The following is a 25251-nucleotide window of genomic DNA, read 5'->3' on the forward strand; positions in this document are numbered from 1 at the left end:
CAGCGACTGTTCGGTTGTGCGTGAGAACAGCGAAGATCCCAAGCTCCCCGACGGTTGTAGCCGGAGGGTGGACGGGCGACATCGCCGAGCGAGGGGCCTGGCGGCCGCCAGGCCCCTCGCTACGTCGATCCTTGAACAGGATTCGACGACAGCTTCCAGATACAAGGGTGGCGCGAAGCGCCGGGTGGGGTCTCTCCGCTGGGAAGTCTTCAACGATTGGCCTGAACGAAACACCTTGCTTGAGAGATCTTCCTTGCGGAGACACCCCACCCGTCGTGCTGACGCACGCCACCCTCCCCACGCTTCGCGTGGCGGAGGGAGAGACCAAGAGCGGAGCATGAGCATGGAGCGTATCGGCGTCGGCCTGATCGGGACCGGATTCATGGGCAAGTGCCATGCCATGGCCTATGGCGCGGTGAAGGCGGTGTTCGGCGACGTGCCGGTCATCGACCGCGTCGCGCTCTGCGATGTCGATCAGGGCCATACACGCAAGCGAGCGGAGGAATGGGGTTTTGCCCGGGCGACGACGGACTGGCGCGATCTTCTGGCCAACTCTGAGATCGCGCTCGTCTCGATCACCTCGCCCAACGGCCTCCATCGCGAGATGGCGGTGGCCGCACTCGATGCGGGCAAGCATGTCTGGTGCGAGAAGCCGATGGCGCTGACGCTGGCCGATGCCGAGGCGATGACGCAAGCCGCGGCAAAGGCGAACGGCCAGGCGACGGCCTTGGGCTATGGCTATTTGCGCAATCCGGCGCTGCAATATGCCAAGCGGCTCATCGAAGAAGGGGCGATCGGCGAGGCCTTCGATTTCAGGGGCAGTGTGGATGAAGACTATATGGCCGATCCCGACCTCGCCTGGTCCTGGCGGCTCAAAGCGCGGGAGGCGGGGCTGGGGACGTTGGGTGATCTCACGGTTCACCTCATCTCGCTGGCGCAGGAATTGATGGGCCCGATCGCCAGCCTGACCGCGATGGTCGATGTGGTGCATGAGGAGCGGCCGGTGCCGGGCGGGCATGAGCGCGCCAAGGTCGAGAATGACGACATCGCCCATGCGCTCCTGCGTTTCGCCTCGGGCGCGCGCGGTGTCATGACCTCGAGCCGCGTGGCGCATGGACGCAAGAACGGTCTCAAGGTCGAGGTGCATGGCTCGAAGGGCATGCTGTGGCTCGACAATGAGCGGATGAACGAGCTCAATCTCTATCTGGCCGAAGGGCCGCCGGAGCGCCGCGGCTTCCGCCGCATCCTGTCGGCGCCGCATCATGCCGATTACGGCCGCTTGTGTCCGGCGCCCGGCCATGGGCTCGGCTTCAACGAGCTCAAGGTGATCGAGCTCGCCGAGCTGCTCTATGGGGTGACGGGCCGGCCCTCGGCCTCCGTCACTTTCGCGCAAGGGCTCGAGATCGAGAAGGTGATCCACGCTTTCGCCCGCTCGGCCGCCAAAGGCCAGTGGGTGAGGGTGGGATAATCCCCTCTCCCCCGCTGGGGGCGAGGGGGTTCCGTGTGACATTTCCCACAGCCTGTGCCGCACAGTTCCTGTTATCATACTGTCATCCAACTTTAATTTGATGCCCGGCCAGTGCGCCGGCCCGGGGGCGCTTATCTGCTCTGCCGTGCCGGCGCGCTTTCGAGAGGGCGTTCCGAGGGAGGCTTCCATGAGCACGTCCTTTCAAGTGACGGGCAGCAATGCCAATGCGCCCTTTACGCTGAAGATCCATCGCGGCGACGGCATGGTGCTGCTGGCGATGAACTGGCGGAACGGCAAGCCGCCGCGCGACTTCGTCGGCTTCGCCATCGAATATCGCGAGCCCGGCTCCGACCGCTTCTGGCCGCTCAAGAACCGCATCGGCTTTCCGGGCGAGCGGGTGAAATTCTCCGATCCCAGCATTCCCTCGACCAAGGCGCCGTTCCAGAAATTCCGCTGGGTGCATTTCCCGCGCCATTCCGAGAAGCCGGGCGACTTCCGCTATCGCGTGACGCCGATGTTCATGAACAGCGAAGGCGTGCTCGGCAAGGGTGAGGCGCAGACCGCCGATGTGCGCCTCAGGCGCGACACCATCCCCGGCCATCTCAATGTCGCTTTCACGAGGGGCTATGTGTCCTCGCAATCCTTCGCCGACAAATTCGCAGCTGACGGCAAACTCTCGACGCTCCTGCCCGACAAGGCGAAAGAAGGTCTCGCCTTCAAGGCGACGCATAAGGGGGCGAAGGCGGCGCATGAATGGATGGGCTTCGAGGCGCGCCAGGTGCTCCACGAGGTGCTGGACGAGGCGGTCGCCTCCAATGCGCAAGTGCGCATCATCGCCTATGATTTCAACTTGCCGGAGCTTCTCGACAGGCTGGTCAAGCTCGGGCCCCGCCTCAAGATCATCATTGACGATTCGAAGGGCACCGGCGGCGGCCACCACGCCGAGGATTCGCCCGAGAGCATCGTCGCCAAGAAGCTCAAGGCGAGCGCCGGCGCCCAAAACGTCAAGCGCCAGCACATGGCCAATCTCCAGCATCACAAATCGATCGCCGTCTCGGGTGCCGGCCTCCACAAGGTCGTCTATGGCTCGACCAATTTCACCTGGCGCGGTTTCTATGTGCAGTCGAACAATGCCGTGGTGGTGACGAGCGAAAAGGCAGCGGATCATTATTTCGATGTCTTCGACGCCTATTTCAACGCCGGCGATGCGGGCGACTTCCGCTCAGATGCGGCGGCGAAGGACTGGCAGGATCTCGAGCTGACGGATATTGACGCGAAAGTCGGCTTCTCGCCCCATGCCAAGGAGGAGGGCCTGCTCAAGGGCATTGGCGAGGATATCGACAAGGCGAAGACCTGCGTCTTCTTCTCGCTCGCCTTCTTAGGCCAAATGACCAAGGGGCCGATCGGCCCGGCCTTGGGCCGCGCCATCAGGAGCAAGACGGTGCATGCGCTCGGCATCGCCGATGCGCAAGTGAAGGCCGGCAATCTCGGCGTCACGGTGCTGAGCCCCGACAACAAGCGCCGCGTGGTACGCGCTTCGGCGCTCACCGGCAATGTGCCCGCACCCTTCCGCACCGAGCCCACGGGTCTCTCGGGCTCGGGCGGCCAGCATCGCGGCACGCGCATGCATCACAAGTTCCTGGTGATCGATTTCGACACCGCCGATGCCCGCGTCTATTTGGGCTCCTATAATTTCTCCGAGGATGCCGATCTCAACAATGGCGAGAATCTCCTCTGCATCAGGGACCGCACCGTGGCCACGAGCTACATGATCGAGGCCTTGCGCATCTATGATCACTATCGCTTCCGCTCGCTGCAGGAAGATGCGAAGAAGTCGAAGGGCAAAAGCGAGAGCAAGAAGGTGATCACGCTCAAGCTGCCGCCCAAGACGTCCGCCGAGAAGCCGTGGTGGCAGCGCGACTGGGACGATCCCATCCGCAAGCTGGACCGCGAATTGTTCGCTTGAACACGTGATCAGGAAAATTGGGCATCGGTTTTCCGTCCGATTACGCGCCTAAACAGAGTTCGGAACTCTAACCCGGCGGCAATACTATCCTCCTTGTCCATTTATGAATGGCGCTCAATAGCCCATGCAGCAAATGCGCGCTTGTCTGGAAAGGTGAGCATCACCAGATGAACACATAGAGGTCTTGCTTGTTTCAGATTCCAGACAAGGAACATCGCCATGCGTAAGCTGATCTTTTCCACTCTCCTCATTCTTCCATTGCTGGCTGGCGCCGCGCTTGCCGCGAGCAGCAGCGGCACGGTGAGCGCCGTCAACACCAGGACGGGCACTTTGCAATTGTCCAACGGCGCCACCTATTATGTGCCCAACCGTGTGATGCTGTCGCGCTACCGCCAGGGCGACGTGGTGCGCATCCAGTATGAGCGCCGGGAAGGCTTGAGAGTCGCGGACGACGTCGTGAAGACGGGCAGCAGCGAAGGTGCCACAATCGTGACGCCGACGCGCGATGTCGGCGTGAACAAGAATTTCATGAATCAGAAGAGCGACATGTGCGAGCCGACGCCGAGCAACCGCAATCCGTGCTACGATATCGGCGGGCAGTGATACGTCAGTAACGACCGCTTCCATCGTTCCCCTTCTCACGCGCGAAGCGTGGGAGAAGGTGGCCGATAGGCCGGATGAGGGCTCTTTGGTGTTGAAGAAAGAGCCCTCATCCGCCCTCTCGCCTTCGCGAAGCCGGAGTTTCGTTTCGGCGCAGCAAGGTTGCTTCGCTTCGGCGGAGCAAGGTCGGGCCCCCTCTCCCATCCTTGCGGACGGGAGAGGGGGATAATTGAGCGATAGTAATCCGCCCGCTCTAGGCCGCGCGGGAGAGCCCGTCGGCTTGCTCCAGCGCCTGGTCGAGATCGGCGATGATGTCGTCGATATGCTCGATGCCGACCGAGAGCCGCACATAGCCGGGCGTGACGCCGGTGGCGCGCTGCTCGTCTTCCGAGAGCTGCGAATGCGTGGTCGAGGCCGGATGGATGGCGAGCGAGCGCGCATCGCCGATATTGGCGACATGGTAGAAAAGCTTCAGCGCATCGATGAAGCGCCGTCCCGCCGCCATGCCGCCCGCCAGCTCGAAGCCGACGAGGCCGCCGCGTCCGCCGTTCAGATAGACACTGGCGCGCCGGTCGATTTCCTTCGACTTGTGCATGCCGGGATAGATGACGCGCGTCACCGCGTCGTGGCGCGAGAGATATTCGGCCACGCTTTGCGCATTGCGGCAATGCTCGCGCATGCGCAAGGCGAGTGTCTCCAGCCCCTGGATGAACTGGAAGGCGCTGAACGGGCTCATGCAGGCGCCGATGTCACGCTGCACCGTCGTGCGGGCCTTGATCAGATAGGCGATCGGACCCAAGGGCTTCACCACCTCGGTCCAGACGAGGCCGTGATAGCTGGGATCGGGCTGGTTGAGCATCGGGAAGCGCTCGGCATGGGCTTCCCAGTCAAAATTGCCGCCATCGATGATGACGCCGCCGATCGAGGTGCCGTGGCCGCCGATATATTTCGTGGTCGAATAGACGACGATCGCCGCGCCATGGTCGAAGGGCCGGCAGATGATCGGGGCCGCGGTATTGTCCATGATGAGCGGGATGCCGAGGCTCCGGCCGATGCGCGCCACTTCCGCGATCGGGAAGACCGCGAGCTTGGGGTTGGGCAAGGTCTCGGCATAGTAGGCGCGGGTGCGGGCGTCGCTGGCGCGGCGGAAGGCTTCCGGATCGGTGGGATCGACGAAGCGCACCTCGATGCCCATGGTCTGGAACGTATGGGCGAAGAGGTTCCACGAGCCGCCATAGAGATCGGTCGAGCTCACGATATTGTCGCCGGCATGGCAGATATTCTGGATGGCGAGCGCGCTCGCCGCTTGCCCCGAGCTCACCGTCATCGCCATGGCGCCGCCCTCGAGCGCCGTGAGCCTGAGCTCGAGCGCCTCGTTGGTCGGGTTGGTGATGCGGCTATAGATATGCGCCACTTCCTTGAGCGCGAAGAGATTGGCGGCGTGCTCGGTGTCGCGGAACTGGAAGGATGTCGTCTGGTAGATCGGCACCGCCACCGCGCCGGTTGCGGAATCGCTGCGCGGACCCGCGTGCAAGGCGAGCGTGGCGGCATGCTTCGAAGAAGTCATTGTCGTCTCCATATAATGAAAGAGTGTGATGAGGTTCAGGCCACGCGCGGTTTGGGGCGCGCGGCATGGGCTTCGGCGGCGAGAATATGCGTGTTGAGCATTTTTGCCGCCGCCGCGGTATGGGTTACGGGCAGCATATGGCCGGCGGCGCTCACTTGCAGCACTTTCGCAGCTCCCATTGCGCCGGCGACGAGCCGCATCAGATGCTGGACGAGAAGTGGTGAGTGCTCGCCGAAGACGCCGAGCGTCGGTGAGGACACGCGGGCGCAATCGGCCAAGGGCCAGGTCTCGAGGTCGAGCGCGGCGAAGTTCGCCAGGATCATCGGCAGCTTCGCCGTCACCTTCTGGCGGGTCTCCGGCGCATAGGCGGCAAAAGTGCCCGGGCCATTCCAGAAGTCGATGAAATGCGCGACACCCACCTCGGGCGCGCCTGCCGCATCGGCTTCACGCAAGCGCTGCTCGACGCTCGCGATGTCGGCATGCATCTGGCGCTCGATCGGATGGCCGTCGCGCAGCAGATGGAACATCGCCGGCTCGAACATCGTCAGGCTGCGGACGAGGCTCGGCCATTCGATCGCGATCCGGAGCGCCAGCGCCCCGCCATAGGAGTGGCCGACGAGGTGGAAAGGCTGGCCCAAACCGCGCAACCGGTGGACGAGCGTCTGGGCTTCCTGTGAAAGGCTTCGCGGCGCGGAGCGAATCTCATGCACGCCATAGTCCGGCAGATCGAGGGTGAAGATCTCGAACTGATGCGGCAGATGGCTGATGAGCTCGCGCCACTGGCGCGGGCTCGCCGCCGTGCCATGCAGGAAGACGATGGGTGCTACGGGGGTGCAACACATGGGCATGTCAATCACGGCGGTACACCTTTCCATGGGCGGCCGAGAGGATGTCGGCGCGCGTCAGGCCGATATCCTTCAGCATGAAGTCATTGAACCGACCGAGCCGGCTTGTATCGCACCGGGCCTTGCGGTGCCGTGCGAAAGCCCACAAAGCCTTGGCATTCAAGACAAAATCCGACAGGTGAGCGGTCAAGCTCCCGGGGGAAGCTTTGCTCATTGCAATCTCCATTCGCTGTGCTGTATCTGAGTAGTAACCTAGGGTAATAACCCACCCATGCGGGACCGCTTCATCAGCGCCCCGTCTCGCGAGGGTGGTTCTACTCGAAGTTCTGCCGGGGCTTAATGACTGTGCCGCCGGATCAATTGACCGATCAGCCGGATATGGAGCACGTGCGTTGGAGGACACACTTTCCGATATCTTTCGCACTTTGCGGCTGAAGGGCGGCATATTCCTCGATGCGCGTTTCACCGCCCCCTGGTGTGTCGCGTCCAAGGTTACGCCTCAGGACATCACGCCATTCCTCAAATCGCCGGCCGAGATCATCACCTTGCATTATGTCGTTACCGGCCGGACCTATGTCGGGATCGGCGATGGCGAGCGCGTTGTGGTCAATAGCGGAGAACTTGTGCTCCTGCCGCGCAATGATGCCCATGTCATGGGGAGCGGCGTCGATGGCGAGCCGATCAACTCGCATCATCTGATCGAACTCGCGCCCGAGGGCGGCCTGGCGCGCATCGTCCATGGCGGCCAGGGCGAGCTCTGTCATATCATTTGCGGCTTCCTCGCGACCGAGGAGCAGCGCAATCCGCTCATCCAGTCCCTGCCGCCGCTGCTCAAGGTCAATATCCGCGAGGCCGTGTCGCGCGACTGGATCGAATCTTCGGTGCGCTATGCCGCGGAGGGCTTGCATCATGGCGCCGTCGCCGCATCGCCGGTGATGGGCCGCTTGTCGGAATTGCTCTTCGCCGAGGCGGTCCGCGCCTATGCCATGGGCCTGCCGGAAAGCGAGCGGAGCTGGCTCAAGGGGTTGAGCGATCAATATGTCGGGCGCGCCATCGCGGCACTCAATGCCGATCTCGCGCATGACTGGACGGTCGATGAGATCGCCGCCAAGGCCGGCCTGTCGCGCTCGGCCTTCGTCGCGCGCTTCACCGATGCCGTCGGCCTGCCGCCGATGAAATACCTGACCTTGTCGCGCCTGGCGCTCGCCAAGCAGTTGCTGCTCGACCGGCGCCAGCCGGTGGCGCAGGTCGCGGCCAAGGTCGGCTATGAGGCAGAGGAAGCCTTCAACCGCGCCTTCAAGCGCGAATTCGGCCAGCCGCCGGCCAAATGGCGGGACCTGCAGTAGCGGCGACGTTCTCGCTCGGTCGTTCCGATATCGTCATCCCGGCGAAAGCTGCTATCACGTGGACACATCTCGCAGGCAAGCCTTTTACCCTCGCCCTGCAAGCGAAGCGCAGCGGGGAGAGGGTAGGGGCCCGCCGCGACCTTGCTCCGCCGAAGCGAAGTCTCCTTGCTCTACCGAAGTGAAATCTCGGCTTCGCGAAGGCGAGAGCGGTGGGAGGGGCAATGGGCGTCGCAGGACTATTTTGCCTCCTTGATGAAGGAATCGAGTCCACTTCCCCACTAAGCCCCTCACCCTCCCATTGCTTCGCAATGGGCCCCTCCCTCTCCCCGCTAAAGCGGGGGCGAGGGGAAGGCGGCAATCCGGCCCGATATGTGAATCAGACAACGGCTTTCGCCGGGGTGATGGAGCTGGTGAATCGTCTGTTCCCCAAAAGCATCAGAAAATTTTCAGAATTCGGCCGGGATTCGGAAGCGCCCTTTGCGTCATAAGGGCCCCGTTGGTTCTCCCCACCAACCCTTCGCCTCCCCCAAGGCGTCCCTCGGCCGGCATGAGCCCTCCCGAAATCATGCCGGCCGAGCCCCTCGGAGGGTTTTCGCGAATATTACGAGGAGGCAAGAATGCTGAAGAATTTCAATAGCTTGCTATCGAACCACCCGCTGGTGGCGGCAGTTCCCTTGCTGGCGGGCGCGGCTTTCCTTGCGGTGCTCGGCTGGCCTGAGAGCGAGGCCCGCGACATCGCCCCAGAGCCCCAGGCCGAACTGCACCTCGTCCGCACGACGACGGTCCGGGCCGAGCTCATCGGCGAAAGCTACAGCGCCATTGGCGAGATCCGCCCGAGGCAGGAGAGCGATTTCGGCTTCCGTGTTTCGGGAAAGCTCGTCGAGCGCCTGGTCGATGTCGGCGCCACGGTGGAGAAGGGAGCCCTTCTCGCCCGCATCGAGGATCAGGACTATCGCAACCGCCTGCTCAGCGCCAAGGCCGACCGCGCCGCCGCGGAAGCCGTCTTCGTCGAAGCCGAAGCCGCCGAAGCGCGCAGCAGCGCTTTGATCGTGAAGGGTTTTACGACCCGCGCCAATCACCAGCTGGCGGTGAAGAACCTGCGCTCGGCCGAGGCCAAGCTCGATTCCGCCAAGGTGGCCTATGCCATGGCCGAGGACCAGTTGCGCTACACCGAATTGCGCGCCGATTTTTCCGGCGTGGTGACGGAAGTCATGGCCGAGCCCGGGCAAATCGTCAATGTGGGGCAAATGATCCTGCGTATCGCCGACCCATCCGAGAAGGATGCGGTGTTCTCGATCGCCGAATCGGCCTTCGCGCATCCGCCGGAACCGGGCGAGACACCCAAGATCACCGTGTCGCTGTTGAGCAACCCCAACGTTGCCGTGACGGGCACGGTGCGCGAGATCGCACCCGTCGCCGACGACACGACACGGACTTACAAGGTCAAGGTGGCGCTCATGGACGCCGGCGATGAGATGCGCTTCGGCGCCTCGGTTTCAGGCCGCGTCGAGCGCATGACCAAGCCCGTCATGGTCCTGCCCGGGAGCGCGCTCTTCGACCGCGCCGGCGCCCCCGCCGTGTGGGTCGTTGAGAAGGGATCCGAGGTCAGGCTCAAGCCCGTCACCGTGGCGCGCTACGAGACCGACCGTATCATCGTCAGTGACGGCCTCGCCCAAGGTGATATCGTGGTCACCGCCGGGGTCAACCGTCTGCGCGAAAACCAGAAGGTTAGATTGCAGGAGAAGTGAGATGAACGCCCTCAACACGCAAGTGCTTATCGTCGGCGCGGGGCCTACCGGCCTCACTTTGGGCCTGTGGCTCAAGCGGCTCGGCGTGGACATCCGCATCATCGACAAGGGTTCGGGCCCCGGCGACACGTCGCGGGCGCTCGCCGTGCAGGCGCGCACGCTCGAATTCCATCGCCAGATCGGCATCGTCCAGGACGTGCTGTCGGCGGGCGTCAAGATCAAGCAGCTCACCATGCGCAGGCCCAAGGGCATCGCGGCCGAGATTGCCTTGAGCGAATTCGGCGCAGGCGTGACCCGCTATTCTTTCGCCTTCGCGCTGCCCCAGGATATTCATGAGCGCGTCCTCCTCGGCCATCTGCAGGAAGCGGGCGTCACGGTGGAGCGGCATACCGAACTCGTCGATTTCGAAGATGACGGCCAGGGCATCACCGCCAAGTTGCGCAAGGAAGACGTAACGAGCTTCGCCCGGGTGGATTATCTCGTAGGCTGCGACGGCGCCCGCAGCGCCGTACGTCATGGCATGAAGCTCGGATTTCCGGGTGGGACTTATGAACAGTCCTTCTATGTCGCCGACGTCAAAGGCCACGGCAATATCACGCATGAGGGCATCGACATTGTGCTCGGCGACTATGGCTTCGCGCTCATCATGCCGGTCAGGCAGTCCGGGTCGATCCGCCTGATCGGCGTTGTGCCGAAGCGCGTCGAGGCCGAGCCCAATCTCACTTTCGAGATGATCCGCGCGGATGTCGAGCGCGAGAGCGGCGTTAAGGTCGAGACGCTCAACTGGTTCTCCTCCTACCGCGTGCATCATCGCGTCGCCGATCATTTCCGCAGTGGTAGAGCCTTCATCGCCGGCGATGCCGGCCATATCCACAGCCCGGCCGGCGGCCAGGGTATGAATACGGGCATGGGCGATGCGGTGAACCTCGCTTGGAAGCTCGCCGCGGTGCTGCAGGGCCGGGCCAAGCCTGAGCTGCTCGACAGCTATGAGCCGGAGCGCATTGCCTTCGCTCATTCGCTGATCAAGGGTACCGACCAGGCCTTTCGCCTGGTGAGCGGCCGCTCCTGGCTCTCCGACGTGTGGCGGCGCTTCGTGATGCCGAACATCCTGGCGCGCCTGCTTCAGACGAAACTCGGCTCGCGCTTCTTCTTCGGGCTGATCTCGCAGACGCGCATCAACTACCGCGGCAGCGCCCTGAGCCAGGGCAAGGCCGGCAAGGTCGAAGGCGGCGACCGCCTGCCCTGGGTCGACCATGAGCAGGGCGACAATTTCGCAGCCCTGTCGTCGCTCGACTGGCAAGTGCATGTCTATGGCGAGGCGCAACCGGCCCTTGCCGCGAACGTCGCCAAAGCAGGTCTTGCGCTCCACCGCTTCGAGTGGACTGCGGCGGCCGGCAAAGCCGGGCTCGTGCGTGATGCAGCCTATCTCGTCAGGCCCGACGGGCATGTCGGCCTCGTCACCGAGACGCAGGATGCGCAAGCCTTCGCGAGCTATGTCGCCAGGCTCGGTATCAAGCCGCGCCACGTGAATGGCGGAAGCGGGAAACAAAGTCTCTCTTCCGCCGCCTAGAGCAGCCTAACTCACCACTGAATTCGTCGAGCGGACCGGCATGCGCCGATCCCTAGAGGATATCGTCATGCTGTCTTTCAACCTCTCTGACTGGGCTTTGCGCCACAAGAGCGTCGTCGTCTATCTGATGATCGCGGCGGCCGTCGCCGGTGCCTTCGCCTATGCGCGCCTGGGGCGCGAGGAAGATCCGGCCTTCACCATCAAGTCGATGGTGATCAAGACGACGTGGCCGGGCGCCACTACCGGCGATACGGTGAAGCAGGTCACCGACCGTATCGAGAAGAAGCTCGAGGAACTGCCTGATCTCGATTACGTCAAGAGCTACACCAAGCCTGGCGAATCCGTCGTCTTCGTCAATCTCAAGGACACGGTCAAGGGCGCCGATGTCGAGCCGCTGTGGTACCAGGTGCGCAAGAAGGTCGAGGACATCAAGTCGACCTTGCCGTCCGGCGTCCAGGGGCCGTTCTTCAATGACGAGTTCGGCGACACCTTCTCGCTGATCTATGCTCTCTCGTCCGACGGCCTCACCCATCGCGAGCTCAAGGACCTGGCGAGCGATCTTAGAGCCGAATTCCTGCACGTCCCCGATGTCGCCAAGGTCGAACTCATCGGCCAGCAGGATGAGAAGATCTATCTCGAATTCTCGACCCGCAAGGTGGCGGCGCTCGGCCTCGATGTCTCGTCCTTGTCGCAGGTGCTGCAGGCGCAGAACGCGCTCGCGCCGTCGGGCGCGGTCGATTCTGGGCCTGAGCGCATCGCCATCCGCGTCTCGGGCGAGTTCAAGTCCGAGGACAGCCTGCGTGCGATCAATTTCTACGCCAATGGCCGGTATTTCCGCCTGGGCGACATCGCCGAGGTGAAGCGCACCTATGCCGACCCGCCGCAGCCGATGTTCCGCTTCAAGGGCGAGCCCGCGATCGGGCTTGCGATCTCGATGACAAAGGGCGGCGATGCCCTGGCGCTGGGCGAGCATGTCAAGGAAAAGGTCGCGGAGCTTAAGGCCGACCTGCCCCTTGGCGTCGATCTCGATCTCGTCGCCGACCAGTCGCAGGTCGTCGAGGAATCGGTCGGCGAGTTCACCAAGAGCCTCGCTGAGGCAATCGCCATCGTGCTGGTGGTGAGCTTCCTGGCCTTGGGCTTTAGGCCCGGCATCGTCGTCGCCGTCGCTATCCCGCTGGTGCTCGCCATCACCTTCGTGGCGATGGACTATTTCGGCATCTCGCTGCAGCGCATCTCGCTCGGCGCGCTCATCATCGCGCTCGGCCTCCTGGTCGATGACGCCATGATCGCGGTCGAGATGATGATCTCCAAGATGGAGGAGGGCTTCGACAGGGTCAAGGCGGCAACCTTCGCCTATACATCGACCGCCTTCCCGATGCTCACCGGCACCTTGGTGACCATTGCGGGCTTCGTGCCGGTGGGATTCGCCAAGAGCGGGGCCGGCGAATATTGCTTCTCGCTCTTCGCCGTCGTCGGCATCGCCCTCGTGGTCTCCTGGGTCGTGGCCGTGCTGTTCACGCCCTTGACCGGCGTCGCCATCCTGCCCGCGAAGCTCAAGTACAAGGCACATCACCGCGGACAGGGCAGGTTCTCAAGGCTCCTCGACAAGGCGATGCGCGCCAAGTGGACGGTGCTTTCGGCGAGCGCCGGCCTCTTCGCGCTCTCGGTCGTCGCCGTGGGCTTCGTGCCGCAGGAATTTTTCCCGAAGTCGGACCGGCCGGAAGTCATGGTCGATCTCACTCTGCCGCGCACCGCCTCGATCTCGGCGACGCGAGAGGCGGTGGACCGGGTCGAGAAGCTGCTTGCCGCCGATCCCGATATCGAGCGCTGGAGCTTCTATATCGGCCGCGGCGCCATCCGCTTCTATCTGCCGCTCGATGCGCAGCTCGAGAACGACTTCTTCGCGCAGGGCGTGGTCGTGACCAAGGGCCATGCGGTGAGGGCCGCCGTCATCGACCGGCTCGAAAAGGCGCTGGCCACCGGCTTCGATGACGTAATGGCGCGCGTGACGCCGCTCGAAATGGGCCCGCCCGTCGGCTGGCCGCTGAAATTCCGGGTGAGCGGCCGCGAGCCTGAGAAGACCAGGCAGATCGCGCAGGATTTCGCGCAGGTGCTGGGCGCCAACGCCAAGGTGCGCAACATCAACTATGACTGGAACGAATCGGCCAAGGCGATCCGGGTCGAGGTCGACCAGGACCGGGCGCGCGCATTGGGCCTCTCCTCGCAGCAGCTCGCCGACAATATCAATGCCGTGCTGTCGGGCGCCAAGATCACGCAGCTCAGGGACGAGACCTATCTCATCGATGTCGTCGCCCGCGCGGTCAAGGAAGAGCGCGCCGATATCGATACGCTGAGGTCGCTGTCGCTCAGTCTGTCCAATGGGCAGCGCGTGCCGCTCGACCAGGTGGCTGAGCTTTCCTATGGCATCGAGCAGCCCTTGATCTGGCGCCGCGGCAGGCTGCCCACCATCACGGTCCAGGCCGATGTGGCAACGGGCGTCGCGGCCGCCTCGGTGGTCAAGGAGCTCGAGCCTGCCATCGCCCGATTCCGCGCCAAGCTGCCCGCGGGCTACAGCGTCGAGCTTGGCGGCGTCATGGAGGACAGCGCCAAGGCGCAGAAGAGCATCTTCGCCGTCTTCCCGCTGGTGCTGTTCCTCATGTTCACGCTGCTGATGGTGCAGCTCATGAGCTTCCAGCGCCTGCTGCTGGTGTTCATGACGGCGCCCTTGGCGCTGATCGGGGTCGCCGGAGCGCTCCTCGTCTCGGGCTCGCCCATGGGCTTCGTCGCTATCCTCGGCGTCATGTCGCTGATCGGCATGGTGATCCGCAATTCGGTGATCTTGATCACCCAGATCGACCAGCATATCGCCGAAGGCGAGGAGCCGTGGTTGGCGGTGATCAGCGCCACCGAGCATCGGCTGCGGCCCATACTGCTCACCGCCGCGGCGGCGATCCTCGGCATGATCCCGATCGCGCCCACCGTCTTCTGGGGCCCGATGGCCTATGCGGTGATGGGCGGTCTGGTCTCGGCCACCGTGCTGACGCTGGTCTTCCTGCCCACACTCTATGTCGCCTGGTTCCGCATCAAGCCTTCCGATGTCCATCGGATGACGGATGCCGCTTCATCCGCGGCGCCCAGCCCCGCCGGCCTGCCGGCAATCGCCTGAACCTTAAACTCAGTCTTAGGAGAAACCCATGTCTGCCTCTGCTAAAAATCGTTTGCCCTTCGCCCTGGGCCTAGGCCTGGTACTGATCCTGGCCGATCTCGCGGCCTTGCCGCTATTGCCGGGCTTCACGAGCCCCGCCGAGGCACGGATCGGGCGGCCTCTGACGCCGCTCAGCGGCGCTGGCGTCGCGCGGCGCACGACGCGCCGGGTCATCACCCGCTCGGCCATCTATGTCGCGTCCCTGCCGGCGGCTTGCGCGCGCGTCACAGTGAACGGCACAACGGTGTGGCGTTGCGGCGGCACCTACTACCAGGCCTATAATGGCCGCTATGTCGTCGTCTATGTGAAGTGACTCAATCCCCTCTCCCCCTTCGGGGGAGAGGGTTAGGGTGAGGGAGAGCCGGCGGGCAATGTTGTCTCAGAATGGAAACACTTCACTGTCGGTTCCCCCTCACCCTCCCAATGCTGCGCATTGGGCCCCTCCCTCTCCCCCGTAGGGGGCGAGGGTATTCCGGCATCAGCTCTTCTCCCCCAGCGCCAGCAGGACGCCTTCCTCGAAATGCGCCGCATCGGCGGGACTCTCGAAGGGGATGATCTTCATATAGGCGCGGGCCGAGAATTTCCCGCCCATGTCGTCGATGAGCGCGATCTGCCGCCGCGCTTCGTCGATCTCGCCGAGTTGCGCATAGCAGGCGGCGAGCCTGGTCCTGATCCAGGGTGTCTGCTTGGTCGATTGCTCGAGGGTTTCCGCAGCGGCGCGATAATCGCCAATGAGATAGAGCGCCAGAGAACGGTCGAACTCAAACCAGTAAGGCTGCAGCGGATCGATGCGCTGGGCACGCGCCAGCCACGCCAGGCCGTCGACAGGCTTGCCGCGCATCACCAGGAGATAGCCCATCTGCTCGATGCAATCGGCGTCGAAGGGATTGAGCTCGAGCGCGATGCGCAGATAATGTTCGGCCGCCTCATGCTGGCGCATGAAGGCGCGGACCAGCGATTGGATGCGTCGGGAGGTGGCCTGGTCGGGCGCCAGTTGCGCGCCCTTGTCGGCGAAATCGCGGGCCTGGGCCAGGATCTCGGGCTCGACCGGATAGAATTCGGCATTGAGCGAGCGCGCCAGCGCCAGATAAGTATAAGCGAGGCCATAGGCCGGATCGCGGGCGATCGCCGCGTTGAACAAGGCTTCGGCGCCCTCGAGGTCCGCCTGGGCCGGGTCGCGCAAGAGGGTCACGCCTTTCAGCACCAGCTCGTAGGTGGCGAGGCTGGTGATCGGCTTGCGCGACGAGCGCTTCAGCCCGGTGGCGGTGACCCGGTGGACGAGCCGGCCGATGATCGCCTCGACGATGTCGCGTTCGATGGCGAAGAAGCCTTCGCCTTCCGCCTGGTAGCGCTCGCCCCAGAGCTGGCTGCCGACCTTGGCGTCGATGAGATTGACGGCGGCCAGCACCCGATCCTCCTGTCGCCGGACCGAGCCTTCGACAAGGAAGTCGGCGCCGATGCGCGAACGGATTTCGCCCCATTCGGCGGCGGCGTGCGAGGCGAAGGAGAAGCTGGTATTGCGCGCCAGCACGGTCAGCGTGCCGAAGCGGGCGAGGCCGTTGATGATGTCCTCGGCGAGGCCGTCGACGATCGCCTCATTGGCAGGATCGCCGCCTTCATTGCGGAAGCGCAGCACCGCGACGATCGGCTGGTTGCCGATCTCGGGCAGGGCTTGCGGTCCGGTCCCGGCTGCCAGCATGTAGCCGCGCTTCGACACCGTGCGCACCAGCTCATCGCCCAGCACCTTGCGGATCTCCCGGATCGACTGGGTAAGCGAATCCTCGGTGACATAGACGCCGGGCCAGACGGTTTCGAGAAGCTCGCCCTTGGGGACGACACGGCCCATATTGCGGGCGAGATGGGTGAGGCACGCATAGGCCTTGGGCCTGAGAAATAAGGGCTCGTCGTCCTGCTCGATCGTGCCCTTGCGCAGATCGAGCGTGAACCGGCCAAAGCGAAAGACCTCATCCGCGACCGACATTTCCTTCCCCAGGAAGCTTACCGGCCTCTTCTTCGTAACACAGTCCCGCCCTGCCACTCTAGGGCGCCTGCGGCTGCGGCACCTCATGCTCGATCGGAGCGAGTTCCTCACCACCGATCGCCGCCTCGAAAGTGCGCAGGCGCTTATAGATCGACTGCAATTCGACGATGGTCGTCCAGGCTCTGACGAGATACTGGAAGGACTGGCTCACCTGCGAGAAGACGTTGAGGATCTGCTGCATCGGCCCGAGCGTGAGCTTGCCGGCGACAATCGAGGGGATCAGAACAAAGTAGCCGAAGATATTGTCAGTCTGCAGATAGAGGATACGACCGACATTGAAATAGCAGTAGTGCAGGTAGAGGCGGAAGTAATTGGCTCTGACCGCCCGGAACAATTCGGCAAGTGTCGGCGGCTGGGCGCGCTCGGCATGATCCTCGCCGAAGACGAGCTCCTTACGATAGGCAGCCTCGACCCGCTGATTGCGGAAATAGAGCCCCGGCAGCTTGATGCCGAGAAACGCCAGAAAGGTCGTGCCAAAAACCGACCACAGAACGGCGGCAATCACCAGCGCATTCGGCACGGCTCCGACGACCGGGAGCTCCGTGACGAGGGTGGAATACTGCGCGAGTATTGGAAGGAAGGCGATGAGTGTCATGACGCTGTCGATCAGGTTCACACCCAGGCTTTCCATGGTCTGGGAGAAGCGCATCGTGTCGTCCTGAACGCGCTGCGCCGCACCTTCGATCCTCCGCAGCGTCGGCCAATGAGAGACATAATAGTCGTTCATGGCGGTGCGCCACCTGAAGATATAATGACTGGCGAAAAAATGCGTCAGAGTCCCGATTACCACATAGACGAAGGCCAGCTTGAGGAAGCCCCAGAGCCCTTCAAAATATTGTACGGGCGTCACCGGCGCCGTCTTGGCAAGGCCGGCCTGGATCAGGTCGAAGAACGGGCCATACCATTTGTTGATGGCAACGCTCACTTGCACCTGGAAATAGACAACGAAAATGATGAGGGCTGAACCCAGGATCGACCAGCGCGCCCAGGGATGCGGCGCGTAGATCAGCCAGAAGGCGGCAAAGATCCCGATCACGACGACATAATAGATGTAGAACCAGATGAAGCCGCGAGACCAGAACACATTGATGGTGGCCGGATCCACCGCATCAGGCGTCGTGGGCAGGACGCCGAGCATGAGGCCGAGCGCGCTGCCGAAGCGGTACCAGACCGCGACCGCGAGCAAGGTCCAGACGAGCACCGACCAGAAGAACAGCCTGGGCTGCGGAAAGAAGGAAACGAACATGGGGGATCCTTTCGCCGGGGAAGCCTCACTAGAAAGCAGCGGAAACGGCGAAACAAGGGCGAAGGCGATTACATTGTCTTAAGCTTAAGGCCTATTTCCCTCTGATCCGCGCGCCGGATGCCGTCTCGAACAGGAATACGGCCGGATCGGCGAAATCGATGCCGATCGGCTCATCCATCTGATATTGCGCCGACTTGTCGGCCTTGACCGTGATCGTCCGCTCGCCGATCTGGGCCGAGATCAGCGTATGGTCGCCGATGAGCTCGAGCGCATAGACGCGCGCCTTGATCTTGCCTTTGTCGGGCGCCGTCACCCGGCAGTCCTCAGGGCGCAGGCCCGCGGTGACCTTCTGCTGCGATTGCGCGATGCCGGTCGCGAATCTTCCTTCCGGCCAGGTGAATTGCCCATTGGCGAGCTCGCCCTCGAGGAAATTCATCGGCGGCGAGCCGATGAAGCCCGCGACGAAGAGATTGGCGGGATCGTCATAGATGCGCCGGGGCTCGGCGATCTGCTGCACCACGCCCTTGTTCATGATGGCGACGCGATGGGCGAGCGTCATCGCCTCCACCTGGTCATGGGTCACATAGATGGTGGTGACGCCGAGCTCGGCCTGGAGGCGCTTCAGCTCGGAGCGCATGGCGCCGCGCAATTTGGCGTCGAGATTGGAGAGCGGCTCGTCCATGAGAAAGACCGACGGCCGTCTGACCATGGCGCGGGCGAGCGCCACGCGCTGGCGCTGGCCGCCCGAGAGCTGGCGCGGATAGCGTCCGAGGAATTCCTCAAGGTGCACTTTCGTGGCGGCACTCGTGATCGCGGCATCGCGCGCCCTGGGCGCCACTTTGCGCATCTTGAGCGGATAGCCGATATTCTCCGCCACCGTCATATGCGGATAGAGCGCATAGGACTGGAACACCATGGCGACGTCGCGGTATTTGGGCAGCACCTGGGTGACGTCGCGCTCGCCGATGAGGATGCGTCCCGATGTCACCGATTCGAGTCCCGCCACCATGCGCAAGGCCGTCGTCTTGCCGCAGCCCGAAGGCCCGAGCAGCACCAGGAACTCGCCGTCGGCAATGGTAAGGTCGAGGCCCTTCACCACCTCGACCGGTCCGAAAGACTTATATATCTGTGCAAGCGTGACCTTCATGCGAACGGCTTTCGTAGAACACCCTCGCCCCCAACGGGGGAGAGGGAGGGGCCCATTGCGCAGCAATGGGAGGGTGAGGGGGAACGGGCCGCAATTATCCGGATTGTGTCGTGCCGCCGGTTCCCCGTCACCCTAGCCCTCTCCCCCGTGGGGGGAGAGGGGATTGAGAAGAGAGCCATAAACATCCCGCTCACCCTTTCACCGCGCCGACCAGGAGCCCGCGCGCAATGTGTTTCTGCAGCACGCTCGCGATCGCGATGACGGGCGCGATCATGACCACGATCAGCACCGACATGTTCCACCATTGCGGACCCCGCGTCGTGTTCTGCGCCGAGACCAGGACCGGCATGGTCTGCGCCTTGGCGTTGGAAAGGAAGAGAGCGAGCAGATATTCGTTCCAGGCGAGGATCAGCACCAGGAGGAAGGTGGCGACGAGGCCCGAGCGCACCAAAGGCAGCGCGATGGTGGCGAAGACCCGCAGCTTCGAGGCGCCGTCGATCTCCGCACTCTCCTCGAGATCGCGCGGGATGGCGGCGAAGAAATCACGCGTCAGCCACACGACGATCGGAAGGTTGACCGCGGTATAGGTGGCGATCAGCGCTGCTTGCGTGTCGAGGAGGCGGAGCTGCTGGAACATCACATAGATCGGCAGCACCGCGACGATCGGCGGCATGATGCGGTTGGAGATGATCCAGAATTCGACGTCATTGTTGCCGACGGCGGCTTGCGTGCGGTTGACCAAAGTGACGAGGGCGATGACGAAGAGGGCGAGCGCCACCATCGCGGCGCTCGGCCATTGGACGCCCAAGCCCGCCACCGCGACGATGACGGCGATGAGGAGCAGGATGAAGAGGGCGACGCCCAGAAGTTTTACCTGGAAGCGGATGCGCACCAGCGCGTAAGCCGCGAGCGCGCCGATCAGAACGCTGAGGATGGTGCTCATGAGCGCCACGACGACCGAATTGAGATAGGGACCGAGCGTATAGTTCTGCAGCAGCATGAAGTCCCAGGCGGCGAGCGAGGGCTGGAAATCGATGAAGGGAATATAGAACGGCCCGTTGTCGACCTCGCCTACGCCCTTGAAGGAGGTGATCAGCACCCAATAGAGCGGCACCAGCACGACGAGCGCCCAGAGAAAGAGCAGCGCATAGGTGATGACGAAGGCGACAGGCGACTGCTTGTCGATTGCAGCGGGCTCGAACAGGCGCTGGGCGAGGCTCCTTTCGGGTGCAGCGCTCATGCTTCATGCCTCCGCGCCGGGCGCACGACGAAATTGAAGAAGGACACGCAGAAGACGGTCGAGATGAAGAGCAGCATATAGCCGACGGCGGCCGAGCCGCCGAGATCCTGGGTGCGCCAGGCGATGAAGGAATGGAGCGTCAGGGATTCGGTGGCAAGCCCCGGGCCGCCGCCGGTCAAGACATTCGGCAAATCGATGATCTTGAAGGCTTCGATGAGGCGGATGAGCACGACGGTCGCGGCGATGGGCGCGATGGCGGGCCAGGTGATGTCGCGAAAGATCTGGAAGCCGTTGGCGCCGTCGAGCTTCGCCGCCTCGACCTGGTCGCGCGGCTGGTTCTCGACCGCGGCCAGGAGCACGATGAACATGAAGGGCGTCCATTGCCAGGTGTCGCCGACCAGCACCATGAGTCGCGCCGACCAGGCTTCCGTCGCCCATGACCATTCGGTGATGCCGAAGGCCTGGGTTAAGGGCGCGAAAGGCCCTTTCTGCATGTCGGCCAGCATGCGGAAGGTGTAGGCGATGCCGACCGGCGTCACCATCAGCGGGATGAAGAACAGGACGCGGAAGAAATTGCGCCCGCGGATCGGCTGGCCGCAGAGGAGGGCGAGACCGAGGCCCAGCGCGAATTGGATGGCGACGCCGACGACGACATAGAGCAGCGTGTTGACGACCGTCCCTGGCACGCCGCCTTGCGCCGTGGTGAGGATCACGACGAGGGCGAGACCCATGGCGGTCGCAGCCGCGATCAGCCGGCCGAGCGTGCCGCCGATCGTCGGCTGGCCCGACGTGAAATAGCGATAGAGCAGATAGAGCAGGAGGCCCGCGATGAGAAGGACGAGCAGCCACTGGAAGACACTCAACCGTCCGAAAGCACCGAGCAGATGATATTGCTGCGAGCCGAAGAGGAGTTTTCTGAAATTGGCCAGCCCGATGAAGCGCAAGGTGAAGCCGCCGGGTGCCAGAGCGAAGCGCGACAGCGCGAGGTAGGCGGAGATGATGAGCGGGAAGAGCGCGAAAGCGAGGATGACGATTACCGCCGGCAGCACCATCACCGGTCCGCAATTGCGGTCGAGCCATTCCGCGAAGCCGCGGGGGGAGGTGGCGTGATCAGCGGTCGCGGTCAAAAGCCCTTCTCAATTCTTTCTCCGTCCTCCCGTCGTCCCGGCGAAAGCCGGGATCCATTGAATTCTTTCAAGGGGCGCAATGCCGCCCGCTTGCTCTTATTCAGGGGGCCCCGGCTTTCGCCGGGTTGACGTTCTTTCGCCGGAATGACGGCATGGCGATGATAATCCGGCGCGGCTCTCGAAGCAGCCGCGCCGGATCAGGCGTCCCCTACTTCGCGCCAATCGTCGCCTTGTAGAATTCGAGCTGCTGGTCCTTGCCGATCTCGTCATTGAGCTCGTTCCAGCCGTCGACGACCGCTTTCACCGTCGCCTCCTTGTCGATCTCGCCCGCGAGGAAGCGCGACACCGCCTCGTCGAGCACCACTTGCTGGTATTTCTGGTTCTGCGGGATGCGCAGATCGAGGATCATGTTCGGGCTGCTCATGCTCTGATTGATGGCGCCGAGATAGACCTTGGCCTCGTCCTCGCTCATGCCGGCATTCTTCCACAGGTCGCTATAGGAGAGCTGCGAAGTGCGATAGGGGTTGAAGCCGGTGCCGCCGATGGTCACGTCGGAGTTCGACTGCGCCGGCTGCGTCATAAAGGAGAAATAGGCATAGGCCGCGTCCTTGACCTTGTCGCTCGCCTTGGCGTTGATGCCGCCGCCCCAGCCGCCGAAGGCCGCGAAGGGCGCATGATTGACGCCGTCGATGGCATGCGGGCAGGTCTCGGCCGAGCAGGCCTCGAGCTTGCCTGAATCCCAGTTGAGCACTTCCTTGGCGCCCGGCATGATCGCCGCACCCCATTTGCCCATGACCTTGGACTGCTTGGGATCGATCGAGATGGTGCCGACATCGCCCCAGTCGAGATTGAGGGCGCAGCGTCCCGAAGCGAAGAGCGGACGGGTATCCGAGACGTCGAGATTGAGCTCGTCCGGCGGCCCGTATTGGGTCGAGTCCTTGAGGAAGTCGAGCGCCTTGCGGAAGGCCTCGTTGTCGACGAGCGGCGTCATGTCCTTGGTGTTGAAGAAGGTGCCCTGGCTCGTGCCCTTGGACTGGGTCATCGAGCCGACCACGTCCGAGACGAACCAGTAGCTCTGGGCATTGCGCTTCTTGGCGATGCAGGAGCCGAAATCGGGCGTGCCGTCGCCATTCATGTCCTTGCCATGGGTGGCCTTGGCGACCGCGAGATACTCGTCCCAGGTCGTCGGCACTTTCTGGCCGGCTTCTTCCAGGACGTCCTTCCGGTAATACATCATGTGGAAGTCCCCATCGAGGGTAATCATATAGGTCTTGCCGTTGTACTTCTCGGAGAAGTCGCGGAAGAACGCACCCACGTCATCCTGCTTGATGTCCTTGTCGGCATCGACGCGTGGGGTGAGGTCCTCGAGAAAACCACCGGCGATATAGTCGACCATCCATTGCGGCGCGAAGACCGCGGCGTCGACCGAATTGGTGCCGCTCGACCAGTCGGTGAGGATCTTCTGATAGAGATCGGAGAAGGGCACGGCGACGACATTGATCTTGGCGCCGGTCAGCTTCTCGAAGTCGGGGGCGCGCCGCTGCAGCGGCTCCTGGATGGCGCCGGTCTGGGTGATGACATTGACCGTCACCCCTTCAAAGGGCTTGTCCTGCGCCACGGCCGGCGTCGCAAAAGCACACAAGGCCGAAACGCCGGCCAGCAACCAACCAAGTCTCATGTGATGTCCTCCCATATGGCCTGAATTTATCCAGTGTTTGTCATACAATACCGGCATCCACGGGTGAGTCCAGACGGTAAAAGTGGGCGGTGTCCCTGCCTCATGTTTGTGCAGATGCGAGTCAGCCCTCTCCCCCGCTTTTGCGGGGCGAGGGTAAGGAAGTGCTCACCCGTTCGCGCGCAGATTGCTGGGGGCGGTGCCGATCACGCGCTTGAAGGCGCGGCTGAAGGACGCTTCCGATTCATAGCCGAGCTTGCGGGCGACGACCGAGATGCGCATGCGGTCGCGCATCAGCCATTGCCGCGCCTGGTGCATGCGGACCTGCGCCACATAGCGCGCCGGCGTCTCGCCGACGATCTCGGTGAAGCGTTCGGCGAAGCCCGAGCGCGAGGCGCCCATCAGCCTGGCCAGCGCCTCGACCGACCAGTCGCGGCTCGGATCGAGATGGATCTGGGCGAGGACGCGCCCGACCTCGGGATTGCGCGCCGCGGCGATCCAGCCCGTGGCATCGCCGCAGGCCCGCTCGACCCAGGCCCTGATGATGCCGGCGGCCAGCACATCGGCGAGCCGTGCCAGGATGCCGCTCGAGCCGATGCGGTTCATCGTCACCTCGCAGGCCATCGCCTCGAGGAGATGAGGAATGGCGGGCTCGCTCAAGGCGAGTTCGCAGGACCGCATGAGCTCGGGCATGGCCTTGAGCAGGGGATGCGCGCGGTCGACATTGAAAGTGAGGCTGCCGCAGAAAAGGAGCGTGCTCTCGCCCTCGCCGCCGCCCTTCACATCGAAGATGTTACCGGAGACCGGTGCGATCTCGTAATGGGCGAGCGGCATCGGCTCGACGCCGGGGGCGCTGGCGAGCTGATGCTCGGCGCCGCGCGGCAAGAGGGCCGCATCGCCCGGTTTGATCGCGATCCACTCCTTGTCGGGTGTGAGAAGCCAGCAGCCGTTGCGGCCGATGAAATGGAAGCGCGCCGCTTCCTGCGCCGGCATCAGGATGGCCCAGGGCGCCTTGAGCTCGCAGCGGCCGTAATCGACGCCGTCGAGCCGCAAGCCGCGCAGCATGTCGCTCAAAGGATCGCTCGCGCTGCGCAGAATTCGTTTGGACGATCGGTCAAGCATTATGGCGTTTCTATCATAGAAGCCCCAAGGGGGCACAACTATCTCCAGCATCTCTGCATGTTGGAGATTGCATATGTCCGATTCCGCTTCTTGTGCCGCGACCATGGAACAGGTCGCTACGTCAGCGTCCGACGAATTCTCGCCGGTGTGGCCCGCCGTCGTCTCCTTGTCGCTCGGCGTCTTCGGCCTGGTCACCGCCGAGTTCCTGCCGGCGAGCCTGCTCACGCCCATGGCGAAGGATCTCGCCATCAGCGACGGCTCTGCCGGCCAGGCGGTGACGGCAACGGCGATCGTGGGCGCGATCGCGGCACCCTTGATGGCGATCCTCACCCGCGGCATCGACCGCCGAACCGTGCTGTGGGCCTTCTCCGTCCTCCTCATCGTCTCCAATATCATCGCCGCGACGGCGAGCGGCCTCGCCATGCTGCTCATCGCCCGCATCATGCTGGGCGTGGCGCTGGGCGGCTTCTGGTCGATGTCGGCGGCGATGGTGATGCGCCTCGTGCCGATGCGCCTGGTGCCGCGCGGCATGTCCCTCATGATGACCGGCGTTTCGGTCGCCACCGTCACCGCGGCACCGGTCGGCGCCTATATCGGCGAGCTCTGGGGATGGCGCACGGCTTTCTTCACCGCTGCCGGCGTCGGGCTTCTCGCGCTACTGGTGCAGATGCTCACTTTGCCGAAGCTGCCGGCTCTCGGCGCCGCCAATCTGCGCACGCTCTTCGATCTCTTGAAACGGCCGAGCCTCAGCGTTGCGGTGCTGACCGTGCTGCTCGCCATCTCCGGCCATTTCGCCGGCTTCACCTATGTGCGTCCGTTCCTCGAGCAGGTGCCGCATCTGTCGATCGAGGCGATCGCGCTGACGCTGCTCGCTTATGGCATTGGCGGCTTCTTCGGCAATTTCGCCGGCGCTTTCCTGGTCGAGAGGAGCCTCAAGGCCAATATGGTGCTGGGCATTCTTTTCATCAGCCTCATGGCCCTTGTCCTCATCCTCTTCGGATCGGCGCAAGGGATTGCCGCGGCCGCGGTGGCCTTCTGGGGCTTTGCTTTCGGTCTGCTGCCCGTCGGATTCCAGAGCTGGATCATACGCGCGGCACCCGATGAAGCGGAAAGTGCGGGCGGTCTCCTGGTCGCGACCTTCCAGGTCGCCATCGCCTCGGGTGCCATATTGGGCGGCGTGCTCGTCGATAACGCCGGTGCCACCGGTGCGGTCGGCTTTTCCGCCATCGCGACGCTTCTCGGCGCCGCTTTGGTCTTTGCCGCAACGGGCAAGGCGGCCGCGCCCGAGAGGTGACGGCCGTCATGCCTCTTGCCAGGCGCGCATGAAAGCCTGCAACA

The 25251-nt window shown here is 63.6% G+C and carries 19 protein-coding genes; 9 read left to right on the forward strand and 10 right to left on the reverse strand.

Annotated elements, in window-relative coordinates:
* Window positions 1-343 precede the first annotated feature (343 nt).
* The 3 genes from DS839_RS27395 (at window position 344) to DS839_RS27405 (ending at window position 4037) form a co-directional block, all read left to right on the forward strand.
* A complete protein-coding gene (locus DS839_RS27395; RefSeq protein ID WP_119273694.1) occupies window positions 344-1468 on the forward strand; it encodes a Gfo/Idh/MocA family protein in 1125 nt (374 codons plus the stop codon).
* Window positions 1469-1655: 187 nt separating this feature from the next.
* On the forward strand, window positions 1656-3434 hold the full coding sequence (locus DS839_RS27400) for a phospholipase D-like domain-containing protein (protein ID WP_119273695.1): 1779 nt from the start codon (window positions 1656-1658) through the stop codon (window positions 3432-3434).
* A gap of 219 nt (window positions 3435-3653) precedes the next feature.
* The gene (locus DS839_RS27405; protein WP_119273696.1) at window positions 3654-4037 is read left to right on the forward strand and encodes a DUF1344 domain-containing protein; all 384 of its coding nucleotides are present in this window, start codon (window positions 3654-3656) and stop codon (window positions 4035-4037) included.
* A 250-nt stretch (window positions 4038-4287) separates the two neighbouring features.
* On the opposite strand, the gene DS839_RS27410 is transcribed toward DS839_RS27405, so the two are convergent.
* The 3 genes from DS839_RS27410 to DS839_RS36695 are packed head-to-tail and all read right to left on the reverse strand — an operon-like array spanning window position 4288 to window position 6660.
* Window positions 4288-5601, reverse strand: coding sequence for an O-acetylhomoserine aminocarboxypropyltransferase/cysteine synthase family protein (locus DS839_RS27410; RefSeq protein WP_119273697.1), 1314 nt, complete (start codon window positions 5599-5601; stop codon window positions 4288-4290).
* 35 nt (window positions 5602-5636) lie between these two features.
* Window positions 5637-6443, reverse strand: a complete 807-nt coding sequence (locus DS839_RS27415; RefSeq protein WP_162918840.1) for an alpha/beta fold hydrolase — start codon at window positions 6441-6443, stop codon at window positions 5637-5639.
* Between the two features lie 7 nt (window positions 6444-6450).
* Window positions 6451-6660 (reverse strand): YjiS-like domain-containing protein, encoded by a 210-nt coding sequence (locus tag DS839_RS36695; protein ID WP_162918841.1) that lies wholly within the window; start codon window positions 6658-6660, stop codon window positions 6451-6453.
* Window positions 6661-6838: 178 nt separating this feature from the next.
* Here DS839_RS36695 and DS839_RS27425 point away from each other — a divergent pair, with 178 nt between their 5' ends.
* The 5 genes from DS839_RS27425 to DS839_RS27445 all read left to right on the forward strand — a co-directional run bounded on the left by DS839_RS27425 (window position 6839) and on the right by DS839_RS27445 (window position 14628).
* Window positions 6839-7792 (forward strand): AraC family transcriptional regulator, encoded by a 954-nt coding sequence (locus DS839_RS27425; protein ID WP_162918842.1) that lies wholly within the window; start codon window positions 6839-6841, stop codon window positions 7790-7792.
* Window positions 7793-8409: 617 nt separating this feature from the next.
* A complete protein-coding gene (locus DS839_RS27430) occupies window positions 8410-9540 on the forward strand; it encodes an efflux RND transporter periplasmic adaptor subunit (protein WP_119273701.1) in 1131 nt (376 codons plus the stop codon).
* Between the two features lies 1 nt (window position 9541).
* On the forward strand, window positions 9542-11110 hold the full coding sequence (locus DS839_RS27435; protein WP_119273702.1) for an FAD-dependent monooxygenase: 1569 nt from the start codon (window positions 9542-9544) through the stop codon (window positions 11108-11110).
* Window positions 11111-11177: 67 nt separating this feature from the next.
* Window positions 11178-14276 carry an efflux RND transporter permease subunit gene (locus tag DS839_RS27440; RefSeq protein WP_119273703.1) on the forward strand — a complete coding sequence of 1033 codons (3099 nt, stop codon included), beginning with the start codon at window positions 11178-11180 and terminating at the stop codon, window positions 14274-14276.
* A gap of 28 nt (window positions 14277-14304) precedes the next feature.
* Window positions 14305-14628 (forward strand): hypothetical protein, encoded by a 324-nt coding sequence (locus DS839_RS27445; protein ID WP_368911952.1) that lies wholly within the window; start codon window positions 14305-14307, stop codon window positions 14626-14628.
* A 165-nt stretch (window positions 14629-14793) separates the two neighbouring features.
* Here the strand turns inward: DS839_RS27445 and DS839_RS27450 are convergent, their stop codons facing one another.
* The 7 genes from DS839_RS27450 to DS839_RS27480 all read right to left on the reverse strand — a co-directional run bounded on the left by DS839_RS27450 (window position 14794) and on the right by DS839_RS27480 (window position 23913).
* The gene (locus tag DS839_RS27450; protein WP_119273705.1) at window positions 14794-16296 is read right to left on the reverse strand and encodes a winged helix-turn-helix domain-containing tetratricopeptide repeat protein; all 1503 of its coding nucleotides are present in this window, start codon (window positions 16294-16296) and stop codon (window positions 14794-14796) included.
* A 58-nt stretch (window positions 16297-16354) separates the two neighbouring features.
* Window positions 16355-17602, reverse strand: coding sequence for a peptide antibiotic transporter SbmA (gene sbmA / locus DS839_RS27455; RefSeq protein ID WP_119273706.1), 1248 nt, complete (start codon window positions 17600-17602; stop codon window positions 16355-16357).
* A gap of 91 nt (window positions 17603-17693) precedes the next feature.
* Window positions 17694-18749, reverse strand: a complete 1056-nt coding sequence (locus DS839_RS27460; RefSeq protein ID WP_119273707.1) for an ABC transporter ATP-binding protein — start codon at window positions 18747-18749, stop codon at window positions 17694-17696.
* Window positions 18750-18939: 190 nt separating this feature from the next.
* Entirely contained in the window at window positions 18940-19989 is a 1050-nt protein-coding gene (locus DS839_RS27465) for a carbohydrate ABC transporter permease (RefSeq protein WP_119273708.1), read from the reverse strand.
* The gene (locus DS839_RS27470; RefSeq protein ID WP_119273709.1) at window positions 19986-21116 is read right to left on the reverse strand and encodes a carbohydrate ABC transporter permease; all 1131 of its coding nucleotides are present in this window, start codon (window positions 21114-21116) and stop codon (window positions 19986-19988) included. Before DS839_RS27470 ends, DS839_RS27465 begins: the two co-directional genes overlap by 4 nt.
* Window positions 21117-21324: 208 nt before the next feature.
* Complete coding sequence (locus tag DS839_RS27475) at window positions 21325-22794, reverse strand: ABC transporter substrate-binding protein (protein ID WP_119273710.1); 1470 nt, start codon at window positions 22792-22794, stop codon at window positions 21325-21327.
* 165 nt (window positions 22795-22959) lie between these two features.
* Complete coding sequence (locus tag DS839_RS27480; protein ID WP_119273711.1) at window positions 22960-23913, reverse strand: AraC family transcriptional regulator; 954 nt, start codon at window positions 23911-23913, stop codon at window positions 22960-22962.
* Between the two features lie 73 nt (window positions 23914-23986).
* Between DS839_RS27480 and DS839_RS27485 the strand changes: the two genes are divergently transcribed.
* Window positions 23987-25207 carry an MFS transporter gene (locus DS839_RS27485; RefSeq protein WP_119273712.1) on the forward strand — a complete coding sequence of 407 codons (1221 nt, stop codon included), beginning with the start codon at window positions 23987-23989 and terminating at the stop codon, window positions 25205-25207.
* The last annotated feature ends 44 nt before the right edge of the window (window positions 25208-25251 follow it).

It is taken from the genome of Taklimakanibacter deserti (genome assembly GCA_003574785.1).

Excerpts from the sequence above, each read along its gene's own strand:
- DS839_RS27395 (WP_119273694.1), top strand. The coding sequence starts at position 344 with ATGGAGCGTATCGGCGTCGGCCTGATCGGGACCGGATTCATGGGCAAG.
- DS839_RS27400 (WP_119273695.1), top strand. The coding sequence starts at position 1,656 with ATGAGCACGTCCTTTCAAGTGACGGGCAGCAATGCCAATGCGCCCTTT.
- DS839_RS27405 (WP_119273696.1), top strand. The coding sequence starts at position 3,654 with ATGCGTAAGCTGATCTTTTCCACTCTCCTCATTCTTCCATTGCTGGCT.
- DS839_RS27410 (WP_119273697.1), bottom strand. The coding sequence starts at position 5,601 with ATGACTTCTTCGAAGCATGCCGCCACGCTCGCCTTGCACGCGGGTCCG.
- DS839_RS27415 (WP_162918840.1), bottom strand. The coding sequence starts at position 6,443 with ATGTGTTGCACCCCCGTAGCACCCATCGTCTTCCTGCATGGCACGGCG.
- DS839_RS36695 (WP_162918841.1), bottom strand. The coding sequence starts at position 6,660 with ATGAGCAAAGCTTCCCCCGGGAGCTTGACCGCTCACCTGTCGGATTTT.
- DS839_RS27430 (WP_119273701.1), top strand. The coding sequence starts at position 8,410 with ATGCTGAAGAATTTCAATAGCTTGCTATCGAACCACCCGCTGGTGGCG.
- DS839_RS27435 (WP_119273702.1), top strand. The coding sequence starts at position 9,542 with ATGAACGCCCTCAACACGCAAGTGCTTATCGTCGGCGCGGGGCCTACC.
- DS839_RS27440 (WP_119273703.1), top strand. The coding sequence starts at position 11,178 with ATGCTGTCTTTCAACCTCTCTGACTGGGCTTTGCGCCACAAGAGCGTC.
- DS839_RS27445 (WP_368911952.1), top strand. The coding sequence starts at position 14,305 with ATGTCTGCCTCTGCTAAAAATCGTTTGCCCTTCGCCCTGGGCCTAGGC.
- DS839_RS27450 (WP_119273705.1), bottom strand. The coding sequence starts at position 16,296 with ATGTCGGTCGCGGATGAGGTCTTTCGCTTTGGCCGGTTCACGCTCGAT.
- sbmA (WP_119273706.1), bottom strand. The coding sequence starts at position 17,602 with ATGTTCGTTTCCTTCTTTCCGCAGCCCAGGCTGTTCTTCTGGTCGGTG.
- DS839_RS27460 (WP_119273707.1), bottom strand. The coding sequence starts at position 18,749 with ATGAAGGTCACGCTTGCACAGATATATAAGTCTTTCGGACCGGTCGAG.
- DS839_RS27465 (WP_119273708.1), bottom strand. The coding sequence starts at position 19,989 with ATGAGCGCTGCACCCGAAAGGAGCCTCGCCCAGCGCCTGTTCGAGCCC.
- DS839_RS27475 (WP_119273710.1), bottom strand. The coding sequence starts at position 22,794 with ATGAGACTTGGTTGGTTGCTGGCCGGCGTTTCGGCCTTGTGTGCTTTT.
- DS839_RS27480 (WP_119273711.1), bottom strand. The coding sequence starts at position 23,913 with ATGCTTGACCGATCGTCCAAACGAATTCTGCGCAGCGCGAGCGATCCT.
- DS839_RS27485 (WP_119273712.1), top strand. The coding sequence starts at position 23,987 with ATGTCCGATTCCGCTTCTTGTGCCGCGACCATGGAACAGGTCGCTACG.